General features: G+C 32.8%; 17 protein-coding genes. 5 read left to right on the plus strand and 12 right to left on the minus strand.

Going from position 1 to position 18,627, the window contains the following annotated elements; genetic code table 11:
• Positions 1–5: 5 nt before the first annotated feature.
• A complete protein-coding gene (locus BSF42_RS00185) occupies positions 6–374 on the minus strand; it encodes a BlaI/MecI/CopY family transcriptional regulator (RefSeq protein WP_095931146.1) in 369 nt (122 codons plus the stop codon).
• Between the two features lie 166 nt (positions 375–540).
• The gene (locus BSF42_RS00190) at positions 541–1,758 is read right to left on the minus strand and encodes an MFS transporter (protein ID WP_095951109.1); all 1,218 of its coding nucleotides are present in this window, start codon (positions 1,756–1,758) and stop codon (positions 541–543) included.
• A gap of 99 nt (positions 1,759–1,857) precedes the next feature.
• Here BSF42_RS00190 and BSF42_RS00195 point away from each other — a divergent pair, with 99 nt between their 5' ends.
• The 5 genes from BSF42_RS00195 (at position 1,858) to BSF42_RS00215 (ending at position 5,659) form a co-directional block, all read left to right on the plus strand.
• The gene (locus tag BSF42_RS00195) at positions 1,858–2,457 is read left to right on the plus strand and encodes a DUF1684 domain-containing protein (RefSeq protein WP_095951110.1); all 600 of its coding nucleotides are present in this window, start codon (positions 1,858–1,860) and stop codon (positions 2,455–2,457) included.
• Positions 2,457–3,104: a TatD family hydrolase gene (locus BSF42_RS00200; RefSeq protein ID WP_095951111.1), complete on the plus strand. Its 648-nt coding sequence runs from the start codon at positions 2,457–2,459 to the stop codon at positions 3,102–3,104. The genes BSF42_RS00195 and BSF42_RS00200 overlap by 1 nt, the downstream gene beginning before the upstream one ends.
• A 185-nt stretch (positions 3,105–3,289) precedes the next feature.
• Entirely contained in the window at positions 3,290–4,003 is a 714-nt protein-coding gene (locus tag BSF42_RS00205; protein ID WP_095951112.1) for a ThiF family adenylyltransferase, read from the plus strand.
• A gap of 79 nt (positions 4,004–4,082) precedes the next feature.
• On the plus strand, positions 4,083–4,745 hold the full coding sequence (locus tag BSF42_RS00210; protein WP_095951113.1) for an HAD family phosphatase: 663 nt from the start codon (positions 4,083–4,085) through the stop codon (positions 4,743–4,745).
• A 71-nt stretch (positions 4,746–4,816) separates the two neighbouring features.
• Positions 4,817–5,659, plus strand: coding sequence for a DUF2911 domain-containing protein (locus BSF42_RS00215; protein WP_095951114.1), 843 nt, complete (start codon positions 4,817–4,819; stop codon positions 5,657–5,659).
• A gap of 266 nt (positions 5,660–5,925) precedes the next feature.
• Here the strand turns inward: BSF42_RS00215 and BSF42_RS00220 are convergent, their stop codons facing one another.
• From BSF42_RS00220 to BSF42_RS00265, 10 genes are all read right to left on the minus strand, one after another.
• Entirely contained in the window at positions 5,926–6,552 is a 627-nt protein-coding gene (locus BSF42_RS00220) for an MCP four helix bundle domain-containing protein (protein WP_095951115.1), read from the minus strand.
• A gap of 28 nt (positions 6,553–6,580) precedes the next feature.
• A complete protein-coding gene (locus tag BSF42_RS00225) occupies positions 6,581–7,183 on the minus strand; it encodes a hypothetical protein (protein ID WP_095951116.1) in 603 nt (200 codons plus the stop codon).
• Positions 7,184–7,421: 238 nt separating this feature from the next.
• The gene (locus tag BSF42_RS00230) at positions 7,422–7,907 is read right to left on the minus strand and encodes a hypothetical protein (protein WP_095951117.1); all 486 of its coding nucleotides are present in this window, start codon (positions 7,905–7,907) and stop codon (positions 7,422–7,424) included.
• Positions 7,908–7,914: 7 nt separating this feature from the next.
• A complete protein-coding gene (locus BSF42_RS00235; RefSeq protein WP_095951118.1) occupies positions 7,915–9,639 on the minus strand; it encodes a sodium:solute symporter in 1,725 nt (574 codons plus the stop codon).
• Between the two features lie 113 nt (positions 9,640–9,752).
• On the minus strand, positions 9,753–12,284 hold the full coding sequence (locus BSF42_RS00240) for a PIG-L family deacetylase (RefSeq protein ID WP_095951119.1): 2,532 nt from the start codon (positions 12,282–12,284) through the stop codon (positions 9,753–9,755).
• A gap of 180 nt (positions 12,285–12,464) precedes the next feature.
• Positions 12,465–14,084 carry a hypothetical protein gene (locus tag BSF42_RS00245; protein ID WP_095951120.1) on the minus strand — a complete coding sequence of 540 codons (1,620 nt, stop codon included), beginning with the start codon at positions 14,082–14,084 and terminating at the stop codon, positions 12,465–12,467.
• A 204-nt stretch (positions 14,085–14,288) separates the two neighbouring features.
• A complete protein-coding gene (locus tag BSF42_RS00250; protein WP_095951121.1) occupies positions 14,289–14,807 on the minus strand; it encodes a hypothetical protein in 519 nt (172 codons plus the stop codon).
• A gap of 185 nt (positions 14,808–14,992) precedes the next feature.
• Entirely contained in the window at positions 14,993–16,825 is a 1,833-nt protein-coding gene (locus tag BSF42_RS00255; protein WP_095951122.1) for a hypothetical protein, read from the minus strand.
• A gap of 59 nt (positions 16,826–16,884) precedes the next feature.
• Positions 16,885–17,985 (minus strand): AI-2E family transporter, encoded by a 1,101-nt coding sequence (locus tag BSF42_RS00260; RefSeq protein ID WP_095951123.1) that lies wholly within the window; start codon positions 17,983–17,985, stop codon positions 16,885–16,887.
• A 102-nt stretch (positions 17,986–18,087) separates the two neighbouring features.
• Complete coding sequence (locus tag BSF42_RS00265; protein ID WP_095951124.1) at positions 18,088–18,618, minus strand: mechanosensitive ion channel domain-containing protein; 531 nt, start codon at positions 18,616–18,618, stop codon at positions 18,088–18,090.
• Between the last annotated feature and the right edge of the window lie 9 nt (positions 18,619–18,627).

Raw genomic sequence — 18,627 nt, forward strand, 5'->3', positions numbered from 1 at the left:
GCTGCCTATTTTTTTTCGTTTTTATTTTCGATCATCGATAAAATTTCGCGTAGTTCATCTGCAGAAATTTTTTCTTCTTTAGCAAAAAAGGAAACCATACTTTTATACGAGCTGTTGAAATAATTGTCAATCGCCGTTTTCATAAATCCTTTTCTGTAATCTTCAATGGCAACAATAGGAAAGTATTGATGCGTGTTACCAAAGGCATTATGGCCAACATATCCTTTTTCTTCCAAATTACGAACAATGGTCGACAGGGTGTTATAATGTGGCTGGTCTTCAGTAATTTCTGCTTGGATTTCTTTTACAAAAGCTTTCTTTAGCTTCCATAAAATCATCATAATTTCTTCTTCTTTGTTTGTTAACTTCTGCATCTTCTCTAATTTTAATTCAAACCTACAACTATTTTTTTAGTTACGCAACTACAAATATAGTTATTTAACTAAAAATCAAGTTTGGATTGACTTTTGAGCGCAGAAATGTGATTCAAATTTAATGGTAATAATTTGAATTTGAGTTGTTTATGTGATTTAAATTTGTTTAAGAAATTTTCTCTGCCACCAAAGCATTTTTAATCCAAATACAACATCCAGTTGCAATAACGCCAATGCAAGCCATAAACAACCAGTTAATTTGGTAGCCCAATCGGGTAATAATTTCAAAGCCCACTTTAGAACTAATAATATGAGCAAGACTAAAACTCATGGTATAAAGTGCCATATAACGGCCTTCTTGTCCGCGTGGCGCTCGGCTCAAAGCAAAAGCATTTGAAAATGGAAAAGTCAAAACTTCTCCAATAGATATACAAACCATACTGACCACTAATATTCCTGCCCACATATTAATGAGAAGGATAAAGAAACTTAAGGCCATAACAAATGAACCAACAATAATAATTCTGATTTTAGGAAATGCTTTTCTTTCTAGAAAACCAACAGTAGGCATTTCTAAAGAAAAAATCAAAAGTCCGTTGAGCGTCATTAATAATCCTGTTTGTAATTCGCTCAATCCAAATTTCTCATTATGATATAAAGGTAAAGTGGTAAAAAGCTGAAAGAAGATCATTGCAGTAATAAAACTCACAAATAAGAAAACCCAGAAAATTTTATCATGAAAAACAGATTTTACGTCAGAAGCACTTTCGGTTTTATCATCGTGAATAGCTTTTTTCTTTTCTTTTACCAATAAAGCAAAAATAGAGATCGAAATGATACAAGAAGCTCCATCAACCCAGAAAAGACCAGAATAACCCATTCCCATAATAATTAAACCACCAAGAGCAGGTCCGGCGGCAAAACCTAAATTTACAGCAAGACGAACCAGGGTTAAGGCGCGCGTTCTATTTTCTGGTTTTGCGTAAGCTCCTAAAGAAACAAACATCGCCGGCCTAAACATATCTGCAATGGTCATTAATAAAAACATCGCAACGCAAAGCGCCCAAAAAGTAGTAATATATTGAACAAAGAAAAGCGAAACGCCGCTGGTAAATAAACTAAAAATCATGATTTTATAAAACCCTATTTTATCTGAAAGTTTACCTCCAAGCCAAGAACCCAGCATAGAACCAAATCCAAACGCCACGATAATCCACCCAACTTGATTGTAGGTAAAATGAAGGTCTTCTTTTAAATATTTAGATAAAAAAGGAAGCACCATTGTTCCCGCACGATTGATAAAAGTGACAACGGCCAGAATCCAAATTTCTCTTGTAAATCCTCTAAAATTGTTAATGTAATGGGAAAAAGCGGTTTTAAGCATTTTGCATGATAGATTATCGTTACAAAGTTAGGAAACTTTGTCTCGTTAAGTGGTTGTTGTTTTGTTACTTTTGAACTATTTTTGCATAAAATTTCTAAGATGAAAACTATAAACGCCCTAGTTTTATTGTTGGTTTTTAATTTTGGCTTCGGTCAAAAAAAATTTAGTAAAAGTGATGCCGAAAAATTTCAAAAGAAACTTAATTCGGAATATGCTGATCCTAAGACAAGTCCGTTAATGGCAGAAGATTTAAAAACATTTAAAAGCTTAGATTTTTATCCTATTTCTGCAGCTTATTTTGTCAATGCTACTTTGGTAAAAGCAAAAGGAGGAAAGGTTTTTGAAATGAAAACTTCAGGAAATTATACTCCAAAGTATATTAAATATGGTACTTTAAACTTTAAAATAAATGGAAAAGCTTTTAAACTGGCCGTTTATCAAAGTTTAGATCTTATAGTACAGGAAAAATATAAAAATCATTTGTTTTTACCTTTTTCAGATTTAACTAGCGGTAAACAAAGTTATATAGGCGGGCGTTACATAGATTTAGAAATACCAAAACGAAATACAATAGCAATCGATTTTAATCAAGCTTATAATCCGTATTGCGCATATAATTACAAATATTCTTGTCCGCTGGTACCGTTGGAAAATGATTTGAAAATTGAAATTAAAGCAGGTGTCAAGACCTTTCATTAATGGAATATTTTAATTTTCATACCCACCAATTTACCAATCAATCTGATGTTTTAGAATTGGTTAATCAATATCCAAAAGAATTTGATGCCTCGATTGCATTTTATTCTATCGGCATTCATCCGTGGTATATTGATGAAAATAGGATAGATGCCGATTTAAAAATTATAGAAGAAAAATTGCAGACTGAAAATTGCCTGGCAATAGGAGAGTGTGGCTTGGATAAAAGAATTGAAGTTCCTTTTGATTTACAGATTTCAGTTTTTGAAAAGCAATTAGCTTTGGCGCAAAAATTCAAAAAACCAGTCGTGATACATTGTGTTGCCGCTTTTCAGGAAGTAATTGAAATTAAGAAAAGATTGAAAATCACGGTTCCGATGATTATTCATGGTTTTTCGAAAAACAAACAAGTTGCAGAACAATTAATTGCAGCAGGATTTTATCTTTCATTTGGAAAATATTTATTGAAAAATCCCGATTTAAAAACGGTTTTTGAGTATGTACCAAACGATCGTTTTTTTCTGGAAACAGATACAATGGAAGAATCAATTGAGCAGGTTTATGAATTAGCTTCTCAATATAAAGGTTTAAATATAAAAGAATTAAAGACTATTATTTCGAGTAATTATAAAAGTGTATTTAGCAAGTAGATAAAATATAAGTTTTAGGATTTCACCCTGAGCGAAGTCGAAGGGAATTACAAAAAAGTACGAGGGCTTCGACTTCGCTCAGCCTGACAAATGCAAAACCTGAAACATGAAACCTGAAACCTGAAATCTGAAACTTGAAACCTAAAACTTGAAACAAATAAAACTAAAAAAACAAAATATAATATATGGCAGAGTGGACAGAAAGAGCTGAGCTTTTATTTACGAAAGAGGGATTAGAAAATTTACAAAAATCTAATGTTTTAGTCGTTGGATTAGGAGGAGTTGGATCTTTTGCAGCTGAATTTTTAGCAAGAGCAGGAGTAGGAAACATGACAATTGTAGATGGCGATGTTGTAGATATAACCAATATCAACCGCCAGTTACCGGCATTGCATTCAACAGTTGGGCAGCCAAAGATTACAATTGTGGGCGATCGTTTGATGGATATTAATCCAGAATTAAACCTTACTCGCGTACAGGAATTTCTTTCTCCAGAGCGTGCTTTCGAAATTGTTTCTCCAGAATTTGATTATGTTTTAGACTGTATCGACAGTATTACTCCAAAACTAAATTTGATTATAGCTGCAAAAAGAAAAAGAGTAAAAATCATCAGCAGTATGGGCGCAGGCGGAAAAATGCTGGCTTCTAAAGTAAAAGTTACCGATATTTCTAAAACGGTAAACTGTTATTTTTCTAAAACAATCCGCAAGCGTTTGAGAGAAGTAAAAATCAATAAATTAAAAGTGGTTTTTTCTTCTGAAATTCAAGACGAAAAAAGCTTAAAATTAACCGACGGAAAAAACTTTAAAAAGTCTTTTTACGGAACAAACAGTTATATGCCAGGGTTATTTGGTCTGCATGCTGCTGAAACAGTGATTAGACATTTGCTTACGAAATAAGTAGTCACGGTCACAGTTTTCACTGTAAAAGTAAAAACCTTTGAATCTTTCTTCCTTAGAACCTTATTACCTAAAAAAAATGATTAAAACAGTAATTTTTGACATGGACGGTGTAATTGTAGATACAGAGCCTGTTCACCGTTATGCTTATTATCTACAATTTTCGGAGTTGAATATTGAAGTTCCTGAAGAAATGTATACTTCGTTTACGGGATTTTCTACTCGAAATACATTTCAAACTTTAAAAAGCCATTTTCCTTCTGTAGAACAGGAAGTTGAAGATCTGATTCAGAGAAAACGCAGTATTTTTAATGATGCTTTTGATACCAAAGAAGATTTGTATCTTTTGGATGGAGTTGAAGATTTAATTAAAGACTTATACAACAGCGGAATACAGTTAATCCTTGCTTCATCAGCTTCAAAAGTAACTATTGATCGTGTTTTTACAAGATTCAATCTGCATCAGTATTTTACTGATATTGTTAGTGGAGAAGATTTTCCTCAGTCAAAACCGAATCCGGCGATTTTTATTCATGCTGCATCATTATCGATTGCGCCAAAAGAAGAATGTATCATTATTGAAGACAGCACTAACGGTATAAAAGCCGCTAAAGCTGCCGGAATATACTGTATAGGATACAAAAGTGAACATTCGAACCTGCAGGATTTAGATCAAGCAGATTTGATTATTGATCATTTCAACGAATTAAATGCTGAAAAAATATCACAGCTAAAGGCTTGAATTATATAAAATTTAACATTTGTTCGGTAATTGAATTTGTAAATTTGAACAAACAAAAAAAACTCACAAGAATGAAAAAACTACTTATTGCATTAGCCCTGATCTTAGCGCCATTAGCATCAGAAGCGCAAGTAAAAACGCCGCAATCAAGTCCAAAAGGATATATAAAACAAACTGTAGGTTTAACAGATGTTGAAGTTACGTACTCAAGACCAGGTGCAAGAGGTAGAGCTGTTTTTGGAAACTTAGTTCCATTTGGAAAATTATGGAGAACTGGTGCTAACGAAAACACTATTATCAACTTCAGCGACGATGTAATTATTGACGGAAAAACGTTGAAAAAAGGGAAATATGCAATTTATACAGTTCCAAGAATTGAAAGCTGGGACGTAATTTTTTATCTTTCTACAGACAATTGGGGATTGCCAGAAAATTGGAGTGATGCTTATGTAGCTTTAAAAACTACTGTAAAAGAAGATGCTTTACCAACTCCTGTTGAGACATTTACAATCGGAATTAACGGTTTAGATCCTAATTTTGGTTATTTAGAAATGGCTTGGGAAAATTCTCATGTAGCTTTAAAATTTGAAGTTCCAACAGCTAAAACTGCTGTAGCAAGTATCGAAAAAACTTTGGCTGGTCCAACTTGGAATGATTACTACGGTGCAGCTCAATATTTATTTCAATCAAACGGAAATATCGAAACTGCAAGAACTTATGTAGACAAAGCGCTTGATATGAGTACAGATAAACCGTATTACGTATCAAGATTGAAATCACAGATTCAAGCAAAACAAGGTGATAAAAAAGGAGCAATCGAAACAGCAAAAGCTTCTTTAGCATCTGCTGAAGCTGCAAACAACGCAGATTACGTAAAATTAAATAAAGACAGTATCGCAGAGTGGAGCAGATAATAATTTTTACAAATTATAAATTTCAATTATAAAATTCCAAATTCCAAAACTTTCGGGTTTTGGAATTTTTTTGCTTTGTTTTTAACTGAATAGAGCACAAATATTTACGCAAAGTTCGCAAAGTTTATTCCCAAAGCTTTGCGAACTTTGCATTATTAGTAAACGCTGCCTTTAAAAAAACCTTGCGGCCTTTGCGTTTAAATCTCATAGTTAAATCAAATACACAAGCTATTTTTTGAAATTAAGAAATTGGAATTAAAAAAAAGTTAATTCAAACTTGGCGGTTCCGGAATTTTAATCGTTTTCTTTATTTTCTTTATCAAAAGATAAAAAGTTATACCACCTAATATTATAAGAAGAGCAATTTGCAATTGTCCCAGACTGTTGTTTTTGTTGTACATCGCATTAGCTGCAGCAAGTTTAGATTTTCCTTCTTCAATTTGAATTTGCGACAGAGATTCTAATGTTTTTAAAGCTTGCGTGCTGGAACTGGCAATTTTACCCCAATTTTTATTTTCAACCTGTTTATTAATTTCTTTGCAGGAACTTAAAAAAACGTCAAAATGCTGTTTTTCTTTATTTGTCAAAACGGTTTTAGCATACAAATCGTCAATTCCGTGAATGATATCCAGTGTGTGAATAATTTCGTTTTTCTTTATATTATCACTTAGATTCAGTTTTTCGGCTTCGCCTTTTATAAAATGAAGCTGTTTCGAATACTGAAAAATATAATGCGCAACCACGAGGCGATCTTTGTAAATCGCACTGATATTATCATTTACGTTTTTAGAATTTCGCAGTGTATTAAAATTGCCTAATAAAATTAGGAGCATCACTAGTAATAGAATAAAAGCAGCTTTGGTTTTATTGCTGTATTTTTTTAAATCTTTCATAATGATGGTTATTGAAAATTAAAATTACTTAGGGAATCATTTTATTTTTAGTCAAGTCTATATTTTTTATAGAGGCCAAAGGCGTAATTTTTACCGTTTTATCTCCTTTTACTAAATAAAAGTAATAAAGGCTGTTATTCCCTAATATAAAAACGTCTTTAGATTCGCCTTCATTAAAATCAATTCTAAAATCATATTCTAATGTATTATTATGTAATTTTTTCTTGTTGAAATAACCGCCCGCAAATCCGTAGCCAAGAAAAAAGGATAATAAAAAAAGTATCAGAGATTTTATCGCAATGCCGTTATAATAACTTTTTGCTTCTTCGGCTGATAATTGATCTGTTGGTTTTAATTCAAAAGCCTTTTGTACAAAACGTATGTCTTTCTTTTTAGCTAAAAATGAAGGCAGATGAAAGTGTAATACAAACAGTAAAATTATGGCAATTAAAATTATGGGATTAGAAGTAAACTCTGCAATCGGACTTATTAAAACGTCCATTATCGTGGAGTATCTTAAAATATTTATTCCAAATTGATAATAATAAATACTGTCCTTCAATATTCCCATCAAAATCAGGAAAAGATAACCGAAAGGAAGCAATTTTTCTAAATCGTCTGAAATTTTCATTTACAATTTGGCTTAGGATTAAGATTGTTTTTGGTTAATCCTTTGAGGATTAATTTAGAAGAACTAAAATAGTACTTTTTACTTACAATTTAGAAGAATTATTTTATTCTAACTTATGTAATGGCGAAGTATACTTTTTAGGAGCTGTTTCCTGCTGTCCGCTGTATCTTTTGTGCCTCCCGAAGCTTCGGGACCGACCCAAAAGGATGACGCTTCCATCAGGGCTAAGGTAGTAGGATTATTTGGAGACAGATCGATTAATTAGAAGATTAGTTTGTTTATTTACGATCTTTGCAGCTTCAATTAAAAAAGTAGGATTTGTACATTCTCCGTAACTGATATAAACGATATGGTTATCATCTTCTAAATTTTTATTCTTTTCTTGGGTAGATAAATAACTGTCTAATCCCATAGTTAGATAAACTGGATTTCCTTCATTATACAATTGAGTGGCAATTCCAATCAATCTTTTTTCAGCAGCAAGCTGTATGTCATTTTCTTTATAAGCATACAAAAACATACAATTTATTAACGTACAGAATTTTACGTTTTTAAGTGCTGGATATTTTTCAAATATTTCTGACCCTTGATTTAAATTTTCAAAACATTTTGTAAAAAGTTGAGTTGCTATTGAATGGTCTTCTACTATATCAATAGCATCAGTATTTTGGCTTTTAGCATTGAAATAAATTAAGAATGATAGTATCAATAATAATCTTTTCATCCATTTTTTATTCTAAAATGATTTCATCTTTATCGTTTTTCCCTTTAAAAAACAAAAACTGCAGCAATAAGGCTAATACAATTGTCAAAATTGCACCAATAAAATTAAGCCACAAATAGCCTAGTTTTTCCTGGGTGTAAATCATAAAATAGTAGATTACAAAAATCGTCAATTGACTTATAATGGCACTTATAAACATTGGTTTTGCCTGAACTCTTTTTAAATAAAAACCAACCAGAAATATTCCTAAAACCGTTCCGTAGAAAATAGATCCAATAATATTTACGAGCTGAATTAAGTTTTCAAACAAAGTACCAACGCAGGCAAAAAGTATGGCTACAACACCCCAGAAAAGAGTAAAGAACTTTGTAGCATTTAGATAATGCTTTTCTGATTTCTCGGTTTTGAGATTTCGTTTATAAATATCAATTGCAGTTGTCGAAGCCAGTGCGGTAAGTCCAGAAGCCGTCGACGACATTGCGGCCGAAAGAATAACGGCCAATAACAATCCGATTAGACCTTTTGGCAGGTAATGCAAAATGAAGTGAAAAAAGACGTAATCTTTATCATTTGTTTCAGTATTACTGTCTGCTCTCGAAATAATTTCTTTCGCTTTATCTCTTAAATCTTTTTCTTTATTAGATAATGCAACTAGTTCTTTACGCAAAATCGGATTGTCATAATCTTGATTCAACTGATCGATATATAATAAATTGATTACCTTCTTGTCTTCAGAAAGTTTTTCTAATTTTTTTTCTAAAACGCTGTATTCTGCCTTAAACTGCGATTTTTCGATAGCAATTTTATTATTCGGATTAAAGTTTAATGGAACAGGATTGAATTGAAAAAATACAAAAACCATAACTCCTGTCAAAAGAATAAAGAACTGCATTGGAACTTTTAAAAGTCCGTTCATAATTAATCCCATCTGACTTTCACGAACTGATTTTCCTGATAAGTAACGCCCAACCTGAGATTGGTCTGTACCAAAATAGGCGAGTGCCAGAAAGAAACCTCCTGTAATACCACTCCAAAAAGTATACTTTTCTTCGGGATTAAAAGAGAAATCGACAATATTCATTTTATCATTTGCCCCAGCAATATGAAGCGCACTGGTAAAAGTCATATCATTTGGCAGATAATGCAGAATCAGGAAAAAAGTAATAAACATTCCAGACATAATCACAAACATCTGCTGTTTCTGAGTAACGTTTACCGCTTTTGTTCCGCCGGAAAAAGTATAAATAATTACCAAAACTCCAATCATGATATTCATCAAGGTTAGGTTCCAGCCTAAAAGCGCCGACAAAATAATTGCGGGTGCATAGATTGTTAATCCAGTTCCTAAACCTCTTTGCACTAAAAATAAAATAGCAGCAAGCGAACGGGTTTTAACGTCAAATCTTTTTTCTAAAAATTCGTAAGCAGTAAAAACCTTGCTTTTATGGTAAAGCGGAATAAAAGTCACACAAATAACAATCATGGCAATTGGCAGACCAAAATAAAACTGCACAAAACCCATTCCGTCATGATAGGCTTGTCCTGGAGTAGACAAGAAAGTAATGGCGCTGGCTTGTGTCGCCATAACAGAAAGTCCAACAGTATACCAAGGTGTTTCGTTGTTTCCTAAAATGAAATCTTCAACATTTTTACTGCCTTTGGTTTTCCATGAGCCATATCCAACAATAAATAATAATGTTACAATAAGTACGATCCAGTCAAATAGCTGCATAGGTTATGAGTATAATTGCATGATTAAGAAAAAGATAGCAATGTAAATTGCATTAGCGACCAAAACATAGGTGTAGCTTTTTTTCCATTTTTTTGTTTTTTTCGCTTCCATAATTATTGCTTTATGTCTTTTTTAGGAGCTTCAATTGGTTGTTTCAGCGAAATAATATTCGATAATAATCGATAAGCGCCAGAAACACCTTCAGGTAATTCTCTAAAGAAACTCAAACCTGTGTAAATATAGTATCCTTTTCCGTATGGAGCCACTAATAAAGCACCATTTTTAGCAGACTCACCTTTGTCATGCGACGAAATAATAGGAGTAAAGGCAGGATCATATTCATTTGGATAATACAAACCTTGCTCTTGTGTCCAGCCTTCAAAATCTTTTGCTGTTATTTTATTTGGTGTATTTAAAACAGGGTGATTCGGTGCTAGGAAAGTGATTTTTGCATTTTCTTCAGTCACACGATCATTCGATAATTTTAACGGATATGGTGCAATTTTATCGGTTACTAGTTTTCCGTTTGTATTATATTGTACAATCATATTCTTACCGCTTTTTACGAAATTGAAAAGAATACTTTGCTTATTTGCTAAAGCGTTTACTGTATTATACGCACGAATTCCAGTAATAACTGTACTAAAAGAATCTAATTTTTCGGGTGTAATTTCTTCTGGTTTTAGAATAGAAACTTTGTAACCCATTTGTGCTAAACTTTCAGGCACTTCGTCACCAGCGCCCATAATGTACGCAATTGCGTCTCCAGAAGTTTTTAAATCGATTCTAATACATTTTGATTCAGCAGCTTTTAAAACCATTTGTTTTGTAATATGACTAAAATCTATAATGGTCTGATCTTTATCAAAACGTTTGTTGTCTACAACAGCAATACTTTTTGCGGTAACTTCTTCTGGATTAACTGGCGGCGTAACTTCAAAATAAAATAGTTGTTCGCTTCCTTTTTTGTCTAAGGCAAACTGAATCTCTTTTGGAGAAACATTCCAGCTTTTTGGTAAATCCAAATGTAAATATCCTTTTACATCGTCTTTTCCTGCACGTACTTTTACAGGAATCATTTTAGTTTTAGTATCTCTAAATATTAAGACTTTTTCTAAAATTGAAGTAGTAACTTCTGGTACGATATCAAGGAAATTATACATTTCTCCTTTTACACCGTCGTTATATTTATAAACAACAGTTCGTTCAAACGGAATTTCTACACCATTTATTTTTACATTAAAAACGACTTTTACATTTCTAATAATATCTGGAATCCCAATATTTTCTTGATTAGAAACCGTGTACATCCCAACGGTTGCTTTTTCCTTTAACCAATATGGCTGTGTATATTCAATATTGTTTGGAAGCTGTAACGAAAGACTGATTCTTTGATCGTTATTATTTTTTAAAACGCTGTTTTGAACTGTAGTTTTATTATCTGGCAATGTGGTTACACTTGCCAATTGCATATCGACAGCACATCTGTTAATAGCTTCAAGGCTAAGTCTAATTGTGCTTCCTGGAGTTGCTTCTTGTTCATTTGCAACAGCTTCAAGATATAAACCTGAACAGGATGCAATGATGTTTTTTATAGCTGCAGCTTTAATGGTTTTCCAATGTGTATCCTCTAAAACTTCAATCATTGAATAGGCTTTAACTAAATCGGGAATACTTGCAGATGGATTACTGAAATCGTATTTCGAAATAATTGATGTAACTAAATCGCCAATTGGTTTTCCGTTTTTTACACGGTTCCAGCTTGTGTCAATTCCATCAAATAAATTATCTCTTTCTTTTGGAGTTTCCCCATTTATCAGTTCTAAATATTCGGTTTCTTCTCCACGAACACCCGTACTTCCAAAACCTTGCGATTGATGACGGCTTCTGCTTAAAGCAGCAATTTCCTGATTTGATTTTCCAATTCCAGTGTAGTAAACTCCTGTTTCTAACTTGCTGAATTTAGACTTATTGGCTGCGTCAAATTTTTCTTGGCTTCCGTAAAACCACCAAGACGGATTAAAAAATTGTCTTTTTACCTGCCAAGGTTTTACATATTGCAATTGCTCTGGATAAACTTTAGGATCGTTTGTCAATTTAAAACTTTCAACGCTCAACATTGCAGAAGAAGTATGGTGACCGTGTGTTGTACCTGGGGAACGATGATCAAATCTATTGATGATAATATCCGGCTGAAATTTTCTGATTGTCCAAACTACATCAGCTAGTACTTTATTTTTATCCCAAATATCTAAGGTTTCATCTGGATTTTTGGAAAAACCAAAATCATTTGCACGGGAGAAAAACTGTTCACCACCGTCAATTTTTCTGGCTTCAATTAACTCTTGCGTTCTTATAACTCCCAATAATTCGCGCAATTGAGGCCCAATTAAGTTTTGACCTCCATCACCGCGTGTTAATGATAAATAACCAGTTCTGGCATTCATATCATTTGCCAAATACGAAATCATTCGGGTATTTTCGTCATCAGGATGCGCTGCAACATATAAAACAGAACCTAAAAAGTTTAATTTTTTGATTTGATTATAAATTTCAACCGAATTTAGTTTTTGCGGCTGTTGTGCAAATGAAGTTTGAAAACCTATAAAAAATAGAAGAATGATCTGGATCTGTATTTTTCGCATGGTAAGAGTGAGATGTTTTTGAAATTGTCCCAAAAATACTAATTATTTTATGGAAGATTATTTAAATGAAATGTTAACGCACAATAATTGTACCTTAATTAAGGGAGCTAAAATAAAAAAAGCTGCCAGACTATAGTTCTGACAGCTTTTAAAATATATGTTTTGAAATTTAACTATTGTTTATTTCAATTTGTTTTCTGTGTCTTTGTAAGTACCTGTAATTGTAACGTTGCTTCCTTTTGTAACTTTTCCGTAGATTGTAATAGAAGAATCGTTTCCAATGAAATTAATTTTAGCACCACTGTTTAATCTCAAATCTCCCCAGATTACAACTGAACCTTCAACCTGCAATACTGCATTGTTGTTTATGATAAGTTCTGTTGACTGTAAAAATTTACCTTGAGACAAACTTCCTCTCATATTAAAAGTACCATTGCTGTTTAAAGTTAAATTACTTAAAACAGATATTGCACCACAATGTGTTAATACAGCACCAGAATTTACAATAGCTGAGTTAATTGCTGTTGCTCCTTGGTATGATTTAATTTCGTTTGAATTTAAAATTAAATCTCTTCCTTGGTTGTATAAACCATAAGATAAACAACTTGCAAATGTAGTATTTGGTTTTTCCATTTTAATGATTTTCAAACCGCCTGTTCCGCTGGCAACATAAATATAATTACCGCTAGATTTTACATAGTTTGAAGAACCCGCAATTCCCACAGAACCTAACAAACTAAGTTGTGTTCCAGATTGGTAAACATTAAGACCTAACGCACCATTTGCTAAAAATGCATAACCATCGTTTACAGAGACAGCATTAGTAACATTATCTTCGCCAGCAGCAGTAATGCCAATAGTTTGTAATTTAGAACCGCTGTTGATATCGTAAACACCAAGACCGTTTGGACCTTCAGAAACTAAAAGTTTTGTTCCGTCGATATCCATTGTTCTTTTTGCACCGCTTATATCTGTAGATATTGTAAAGCTTTTTTGCAAAGCAAGTGTCGATTGATTGTAAATATTAACACCTTTTGTTCCGCTTAATGTCACTACTTTATCAGAAGTTAAGGCAATTGAACGTAAATCTGCCATTGCAGCTTTGCCTGTAATTGCTTTTGTAGAAGTACTCATTTTAAACAAACTTCCGTTGTCTCCTGTTACAGCAAAATAATTTGTAGAATTAGCGGCAACGTCTGTTGTTACTCTGCTTTCTAAATAATTAGTAGTTACTTTATCTGTAAGAAGTCCTGAACTTAAAGGCATATTAAAAAGAACCGCAGGATTATTAGCAAGCAAAGGATCTTTATCGATATCTTTTGCTGCTCCAATAATTAAATTTCCGTTAGCGTAAGTAAGAGAGGTAATATCTGTATTTGGAATTAAAGCAGATGTAACCAATTTTGGTTTATATGGATCTGAAACATCAATCACGTCGATTGCTCCAGAATATACATCACCTCTAGTGATATAAGAAACATAAGCATAGTTCCCGTTTACAGTAACATGACTTGCTTGTAATGTTTTTCCGTTGGCGTCAACTGGTGGTTTTACTTCAGCAATCTGAACTAAAGGAAAAGTTGTAATCGTACTTTCGGCAGATTTCCCTGTCAATGAAGTGTTTTCAACAGAGATTACTCCAGAATTGGTATAATCAAGCCTTTGGCTCAAAGCATTCTGATCTGAAGTAATGGTAATGTTATTCAACGATTGGTTGTCGTTTTTGTTATCATCATTATTGTCACATCCTATTAATAGTGACATTGCTAAAAATGAAAGTAAATAAACATTCTTTTTCATAAATTCTTTTTTGGATTTTAAAATTCGCTGCAAATATAGAATAGAATCTCATTAAACAAAGGTTAATTTTTTAAAACTCTTTGTTTTTCAGTGATTTATATTCAAATTACAATAAATTAACAAAACTTCAAAGTTAAATGGTCAAAAAAAAGAGAGTATCGTTTTATTTGATACTCTCTTGTGTTGAATGCTAGATATTTAGCATTACCTTCTTCCAGGTCCACGGCCACGGTCGTCATGACGATCATCGTGTCTATCATGTTTGTCATGTTTGTTGTGATGTTTATCGTGTTTGTCATAATGTTTGTGATCATTACGGCGGTCATTGTAACCATAAACAGGTCTTGGTTTGTATGGTCTTTGCGGCGCTCCATGATATCCTCTATAATATTTTACTTTATGACGGTCAAAGTAAGTATAAGGTGTTCTACCATGATAATCTGTTAGAACTACTTTGTAACCTCCATATAAATCATAATTTCTATATTGTCTTGGTAAGTAAGTTGTTCTAACCCATTTACCTCTTCCGAAATAGATAAATTGTGCGGCACGTACGTCATAATAGGCTTCAATATCTGGAAGATAATAGTATTCCATTTCGCTGTATCCTGCAGGTCCCCATGCTGGTGGATTTCCTATATTAACGTTAATCGATACTTGGGCTTGCGTGGCGTTTGCAACCAGTAGAAATAATCCGGCGATTGCTAATTTTATCGTTTTCATCTTATTTTATTTTTTAATTGTTACTCTTGTTTTGTGATATTCACATACTGTGCCAAAAAAATAAATCAGATGCATTTTGTCGGATAAAAAAGCACTTCAACGAGAAGATTTAAATGGGTTTTATTTCTAATATATTGATAATTAAATATTTTGTGAGTTTTTTGATTGTAGAAAAAAAACAAACTTTATTTATAATCAACCACTCTTGGTTTTGCAAGTTCAAAACTTTGCATTTTGTAGTCAGTAGTTTCAAAAGTATTTGTTTTAAAAACATTGTCTCCCTGCAGCGGAATACTTGGATAGTAGGAAAGTGAAAGCTGGAAGGAGCTGAAAACCAAGTAATCATTACTAATCAACAAGCCTATAGTAAGTTTAGAATAAGGCTTACTTTTAGTCATGGCTGCTTCTGGACTTCCTAACACCGCAATAGAATAATTAAAGAAAGGATTTAAACGGAACCCCCATAATGCATGCGGTGAATAGGTTTGTGTTTGAAGTGATAAAACAGCTTTACTTGTTCCAAACAACGCTGTTCTATACCCCGCTATCCCATTTTGCTCATTAATATCAAGCTGATCGCCAATAACATCATCACGATTGATTCCAATTACCAATTTCGGATTTACGAATTGTCTAAGTTTCCAATTTCCAATACTGTACAACTTTGTAAAATAATTCGATTCAAATAAAAAAGCCGTTCGATAAGTTTTAGATTGATGAAAGAAGGTTCCCGCTTCAAAATTCATACTCAAAAAACCTAACCGATAGTAGTTTCCAAACGAAAACTGCGCACCGACATAAGGTCTCCAAAAGGTATTTTTGTATTGATAGCCAAAAGTTAAACCGTAAATTCTTCCCGTCGCAACGTCTTCTGTTTGCCCGTTCCTAAAAATATAGCGGTCTTGAATAAATTTTCGTGTATTTAATCCGATACCGCTCAGAATGAATTTTTCACTAGAATAAAAATTATCAGGATCATAAAGTTCTGTCGGTGATTCGGTGTAATTAACGTTTAAAAATCGCGCAGTCGTAATAAGGTTGGTTATGGCATCATGATTGTCTTTAAAAAGATTAAAAGCGCGTCCAACCCATAGATCCTGCGACTTATATTTTATTGGCTGATAGGCATAGGATAGATCCGGTGCTTGTAATGTGTCTCTCCTATAAAATTCATCCACATAAACACCGCCGGCCCATTTAGTTAAAGGAGAATAGAAATCACGTTCTACATCAATACTTTTGATGTAATTTCGATCCAAATCCATTTTATAATGAAGAATGGTGCTGACATATGTATTTTTAATATTTGGAACCGTGTAAGTGGCTTCGTTACCATTTCGGCCGTCATCAAAACGATTGGTAAAACGGTATTCTAATTGCTGTCCAGAACCAAAAAAGTCTTTTTCCTTAAAACCAACAGCCACTTGATTACTTGAAATAGAAAATCTCGGAATGGTACTCCAGGAATCCAAAACACGGATCGTAACATCAACAGAATCCGATGCCTGTCCAACAGTCTGATTGGAAATACGAACAGCCGTTACATAACGCTGCGCACGTATCAAACGCTCGGATTCTAAAACTTTATACGTGTTATAAGGAGAATTTCGTTTAAAAAGCAATAAATTATAAATCGCTATTTTTTTAGTCTTTAAATGGAGTTTGTTTCCCGTTCTTTCACCCCAGTTTTTTGGCGCTTGAGCAGTGTCGGCAACAGAATATCCAAAAGGATCTAATGTGATTATATTTATTTTACGAATAATTTTTCCCTCGTAATTTGTGGAATCTATTTTTACAAGTAGTTCTTCTTTTTTCTTTGATTTTTTAGATCTGAAAAATATTTTATGCATCGTCTGCGTAAACTTATTTTTCTTAGAATAATTTCGAATCTTAGTATAAATTTCCGTGCTGTCTTTCTTAGGTTTAGGCTCTTTTTGAGCTTTATCTACCTGAGCGTTTACGCCTTGTAAACAAAAGCATAAAAAAATAAAAATTAATATTTTTTTGTATAAAGACATTCGGTAATTTTTCTTCTAATAGTTTTAGTGTTTAAGAATATGTTGGATAAAGTACGTTTTTAATTATCAACGGCGGTTTTTCTTGTTCTCCATCTAAATTTCCGCGGCACATGATTGCCCATTAAATAACCCCAAGGCGCAAGTGATTCAATTCTATCAAATATTATTTTTAGGATAGCTAGAAGCGGAATGGCTAAGAACATTCCGGCAATTCCAGCTGCGGCGCCCCCGACAATGATTCCCATGATGGAAACAAATGCATTGATTTCTACTTTAGAATTAATAATTAAAGGCACAAGCAGATTATTATCAATAAATTGAACAATTATATTTACAATCAGAATTCCTAAAATTACCGATGTATCTGCAGATCCGGTTAAAGATGCCAAAACGGTAATAATTCCAGCGATTAAAATTCCGATATATGGAATCAGATTTAAAATACCGGTAATCAATCCCAATAAAATAAAATATTTAATGCCGATAATCCATAAACCTATACTGGTTAGCACGGAAACGACAATCATTTCAATAATTAAACTTACGATATATTTATTTACAGAAACTTTTATCTGCGAAAGGATATCTTTTAAAACTGGATGATTTTTTGGGCTTATCAGCTTTGCTAAAAACAGTTTAAAATGTTCTTTATATATCAAAAATAGAAACGTATAAATAATGATAATCGTACTATCCAAAAGAACATCGCTAATTGATATTAGGGAAGAAACAATTGTGGCCTGACCATTTTTAACGGAATCTTTAGTAACCGTATCTATATATTTCTTTTGTTCTCCGATACTTACCTGAAAGTTCTCCCTAATAAATTTATGTATTTCTATAATAAAAGAATTAGCATTTTTCTTTATCGTATCAAAATCATTGGCCATATACGTAACCTGATAGGAAATGAAGACCAGAATTCCGACGATAAAAGATAAGAAAATCAGTAGGCAGACTATTGCTGCAAGATGTCTGGGAAATTTAAATTTTGTGTTTAGAAAAGTAAATATTGGCAGTAATAAAACGGCAAATAAAAAGGCCAGTAAAACTGGTGTTAGAATATCTTTTCCAGTACAAAAAATAAATGCAAAACAAATTAAAGTAACCAGAATAAAGCACAGTTTTGCATAAAAAGGTAAAGTAATAGACCGAGTCATTTTGTAAAGATTTAGCTGAATTTATAAAACAAATATTACACTTTATCTGCTATTTTTTGTTCCAGCTTTTCTTTTCGGCGTTATACAATTCCCATTATGTTTTTAATCAAAAAATTCTCTTTCCTCATATCTGGCAGGAATTATAGAAATTCCTTTTTGCAATAATAAATTGTTTGGAAAAATAATTTTCTCGCCTTCTTTAGTTTTTAAACTTACATGAAAGGTGTTTATGTCTTCTATTTCCGCTTCAATCGGGAAATCTTTATCGTGTATTTTTATGGTGTCTCCAATTCTAAACGGAAAGGAAAAGAATAAAATCATTCCCGAAGTAATGTTGCTTAAAATAGACCATTGCGCAAACATCGCAACTCCAATTACGGTCGCAATAGAAGAAATAGTAATAAATATATCCTGTGTTTCAACTCCCCAAACGACGATTAAACTTGTGGTAACCAATATATTCATTAAAATATTAATGTACTTGATTACCAAATTGGTTCGATGTTCAAACAAGTGACTTGTCGAAGCAAATTGCTTGATTAATTTGGCAATAATCATTCTAAGAACAACAAGAACAAGAATAAGAATTATGGTGGCTAATATTTCGCGGCTGTACTCTTTAACGGAAAACATAAATTATTT

It is taken from the genome of Flavobacterium sp. ACN6 (genome assembly GCF_002304005.1).
In the GTDB taxonomy this organism is placed as follows: Bacteria; Bacteroidota; Bacteroidia; order Flavobacteriales; family Flavobacteriaceae; genus Flavobacterium.

Excerpts from the sequence above, each read along its gene's own strand:
- BSF42_RS00185 (WP_095931146.1), bottom strand. The coding sequence starts at position 374 with ATGCAGAAGTTAACAAACAAAGAAGAAGAAATTATGATGATTTTATGG.
- BSF42_RS00190 (WP_095951109.1), bottom strand. The coding sequence starts at position 1,758 with ATGCTTAAAACCGCTTTTTCCCATTACATTAACAATTTTAGAGGATTT.
- BSF42_RS00195 (WP_095951110.1), top strand. The coding sequence starts at position 1,858 with ATGAAAACTATAAACGCCCTAGTTTTATTGTTGGTTTTTAATTTTGGC.
- BSF42_RS00200 (WP_095951111.1), top strand. The coding sequence starts at position 2,457 with ATGGAATATTTTAATTTTCATACCCACCAATTTACCAATCAATCTGAT.
- BSF42_RS00205 (WP_095951112.1), top strand. The coding sequence starts at position 3,290 with ATGGCAGAGTGGACAGAAAGAGCTGAGCTTTTATTTACGAAAGAGGGA.
- BSF42_RS00210 (WP_095951113.1), top strand. The coding sequence starts at position 4,083 with ATGATTAAAACAGTAATTTTTGACATGGACGGTGTAATTGTAGATACA.
- BSF42_RS00215 (WP_095951114.1), top strand. The coding sequence starts at position 4,817 with ATGAAAAAACTACTTATTGCATTAGCCCTGATCTTAGCGCCATTAGCA.
- BSF42_RS00220 (WP_095951115.1), bottom strand. The coding sequence starts at position 6,552 with ATGAAAGATTTAAAAAAATACAGCAATAAAACCAAAGCTGCTTTTATT.
- BSF42_RS00225 (WP_095951116.1), bottom strand. The coding sequence starts at position 7,183 with ATGAAAATTTCAGACGATTTAGAAAAATTGCTTCCTTTCGGTTATCTT.
- BSF42_RS00230 (WP_095951117.1), bottom strand. The coding sequence starts at position 7,907 with ATGAAAAGATTATTATTGATACTATCATTCTTAATTTATTTCAATGCT.
- BSF42_RS00235 (WP_095951118.1), bottom strand. The coding sequence starts at position 9,639 with ATGCAGCTATTTGACTGGATCGTACTTATTGTAACATTATTATTTATT.
- BSF42_RS00240 (WP_095951119.1), bottom strand. The coding sequence starts at position 12,284 with ATGCGAAAAATACAGATCCAGATCATTCTTCTATTTTTTATAGGTTTT.
- BSF42_RS00245 (WP_095951120.1), bottom strand. The coding sequence starts at position 14,084 with ATGAAAAAGAATGTTTATTTACTTTCATTTTTAGCAATGTCACTATTA.
- BSF42_RS00250 (WP_095951121.1), bottom strand. The coding sequence starts at position 14,807 with ATGAAAACGATAAAATTAGCAATCGCCGGATTATTTCTACTGGTTGCA.
- BSF42_RS00255 (WP_095951122.1), bottom strand. The coding sequence starts at position 16,825 with ATGTCTTTATACAAAAAAATATTAATTTTTATTTTTTTATGCTTTTGT.
- BSF42_RS00260 (WP_095951123.1), bottom strand. The coding sequence starts at position 17,985 with ATGACTCGGTCTATTACTTTACCTTTTTATGCAAAACTGTGCTTTATT.
- BSF42_RS00265 (WP_095951124.1), bottom strand. The coding sequence starts at position 18,618 with ATGTTTTCCGTTAAAGAGTACAGCCGCGAAATATTAGCCACCATAATT.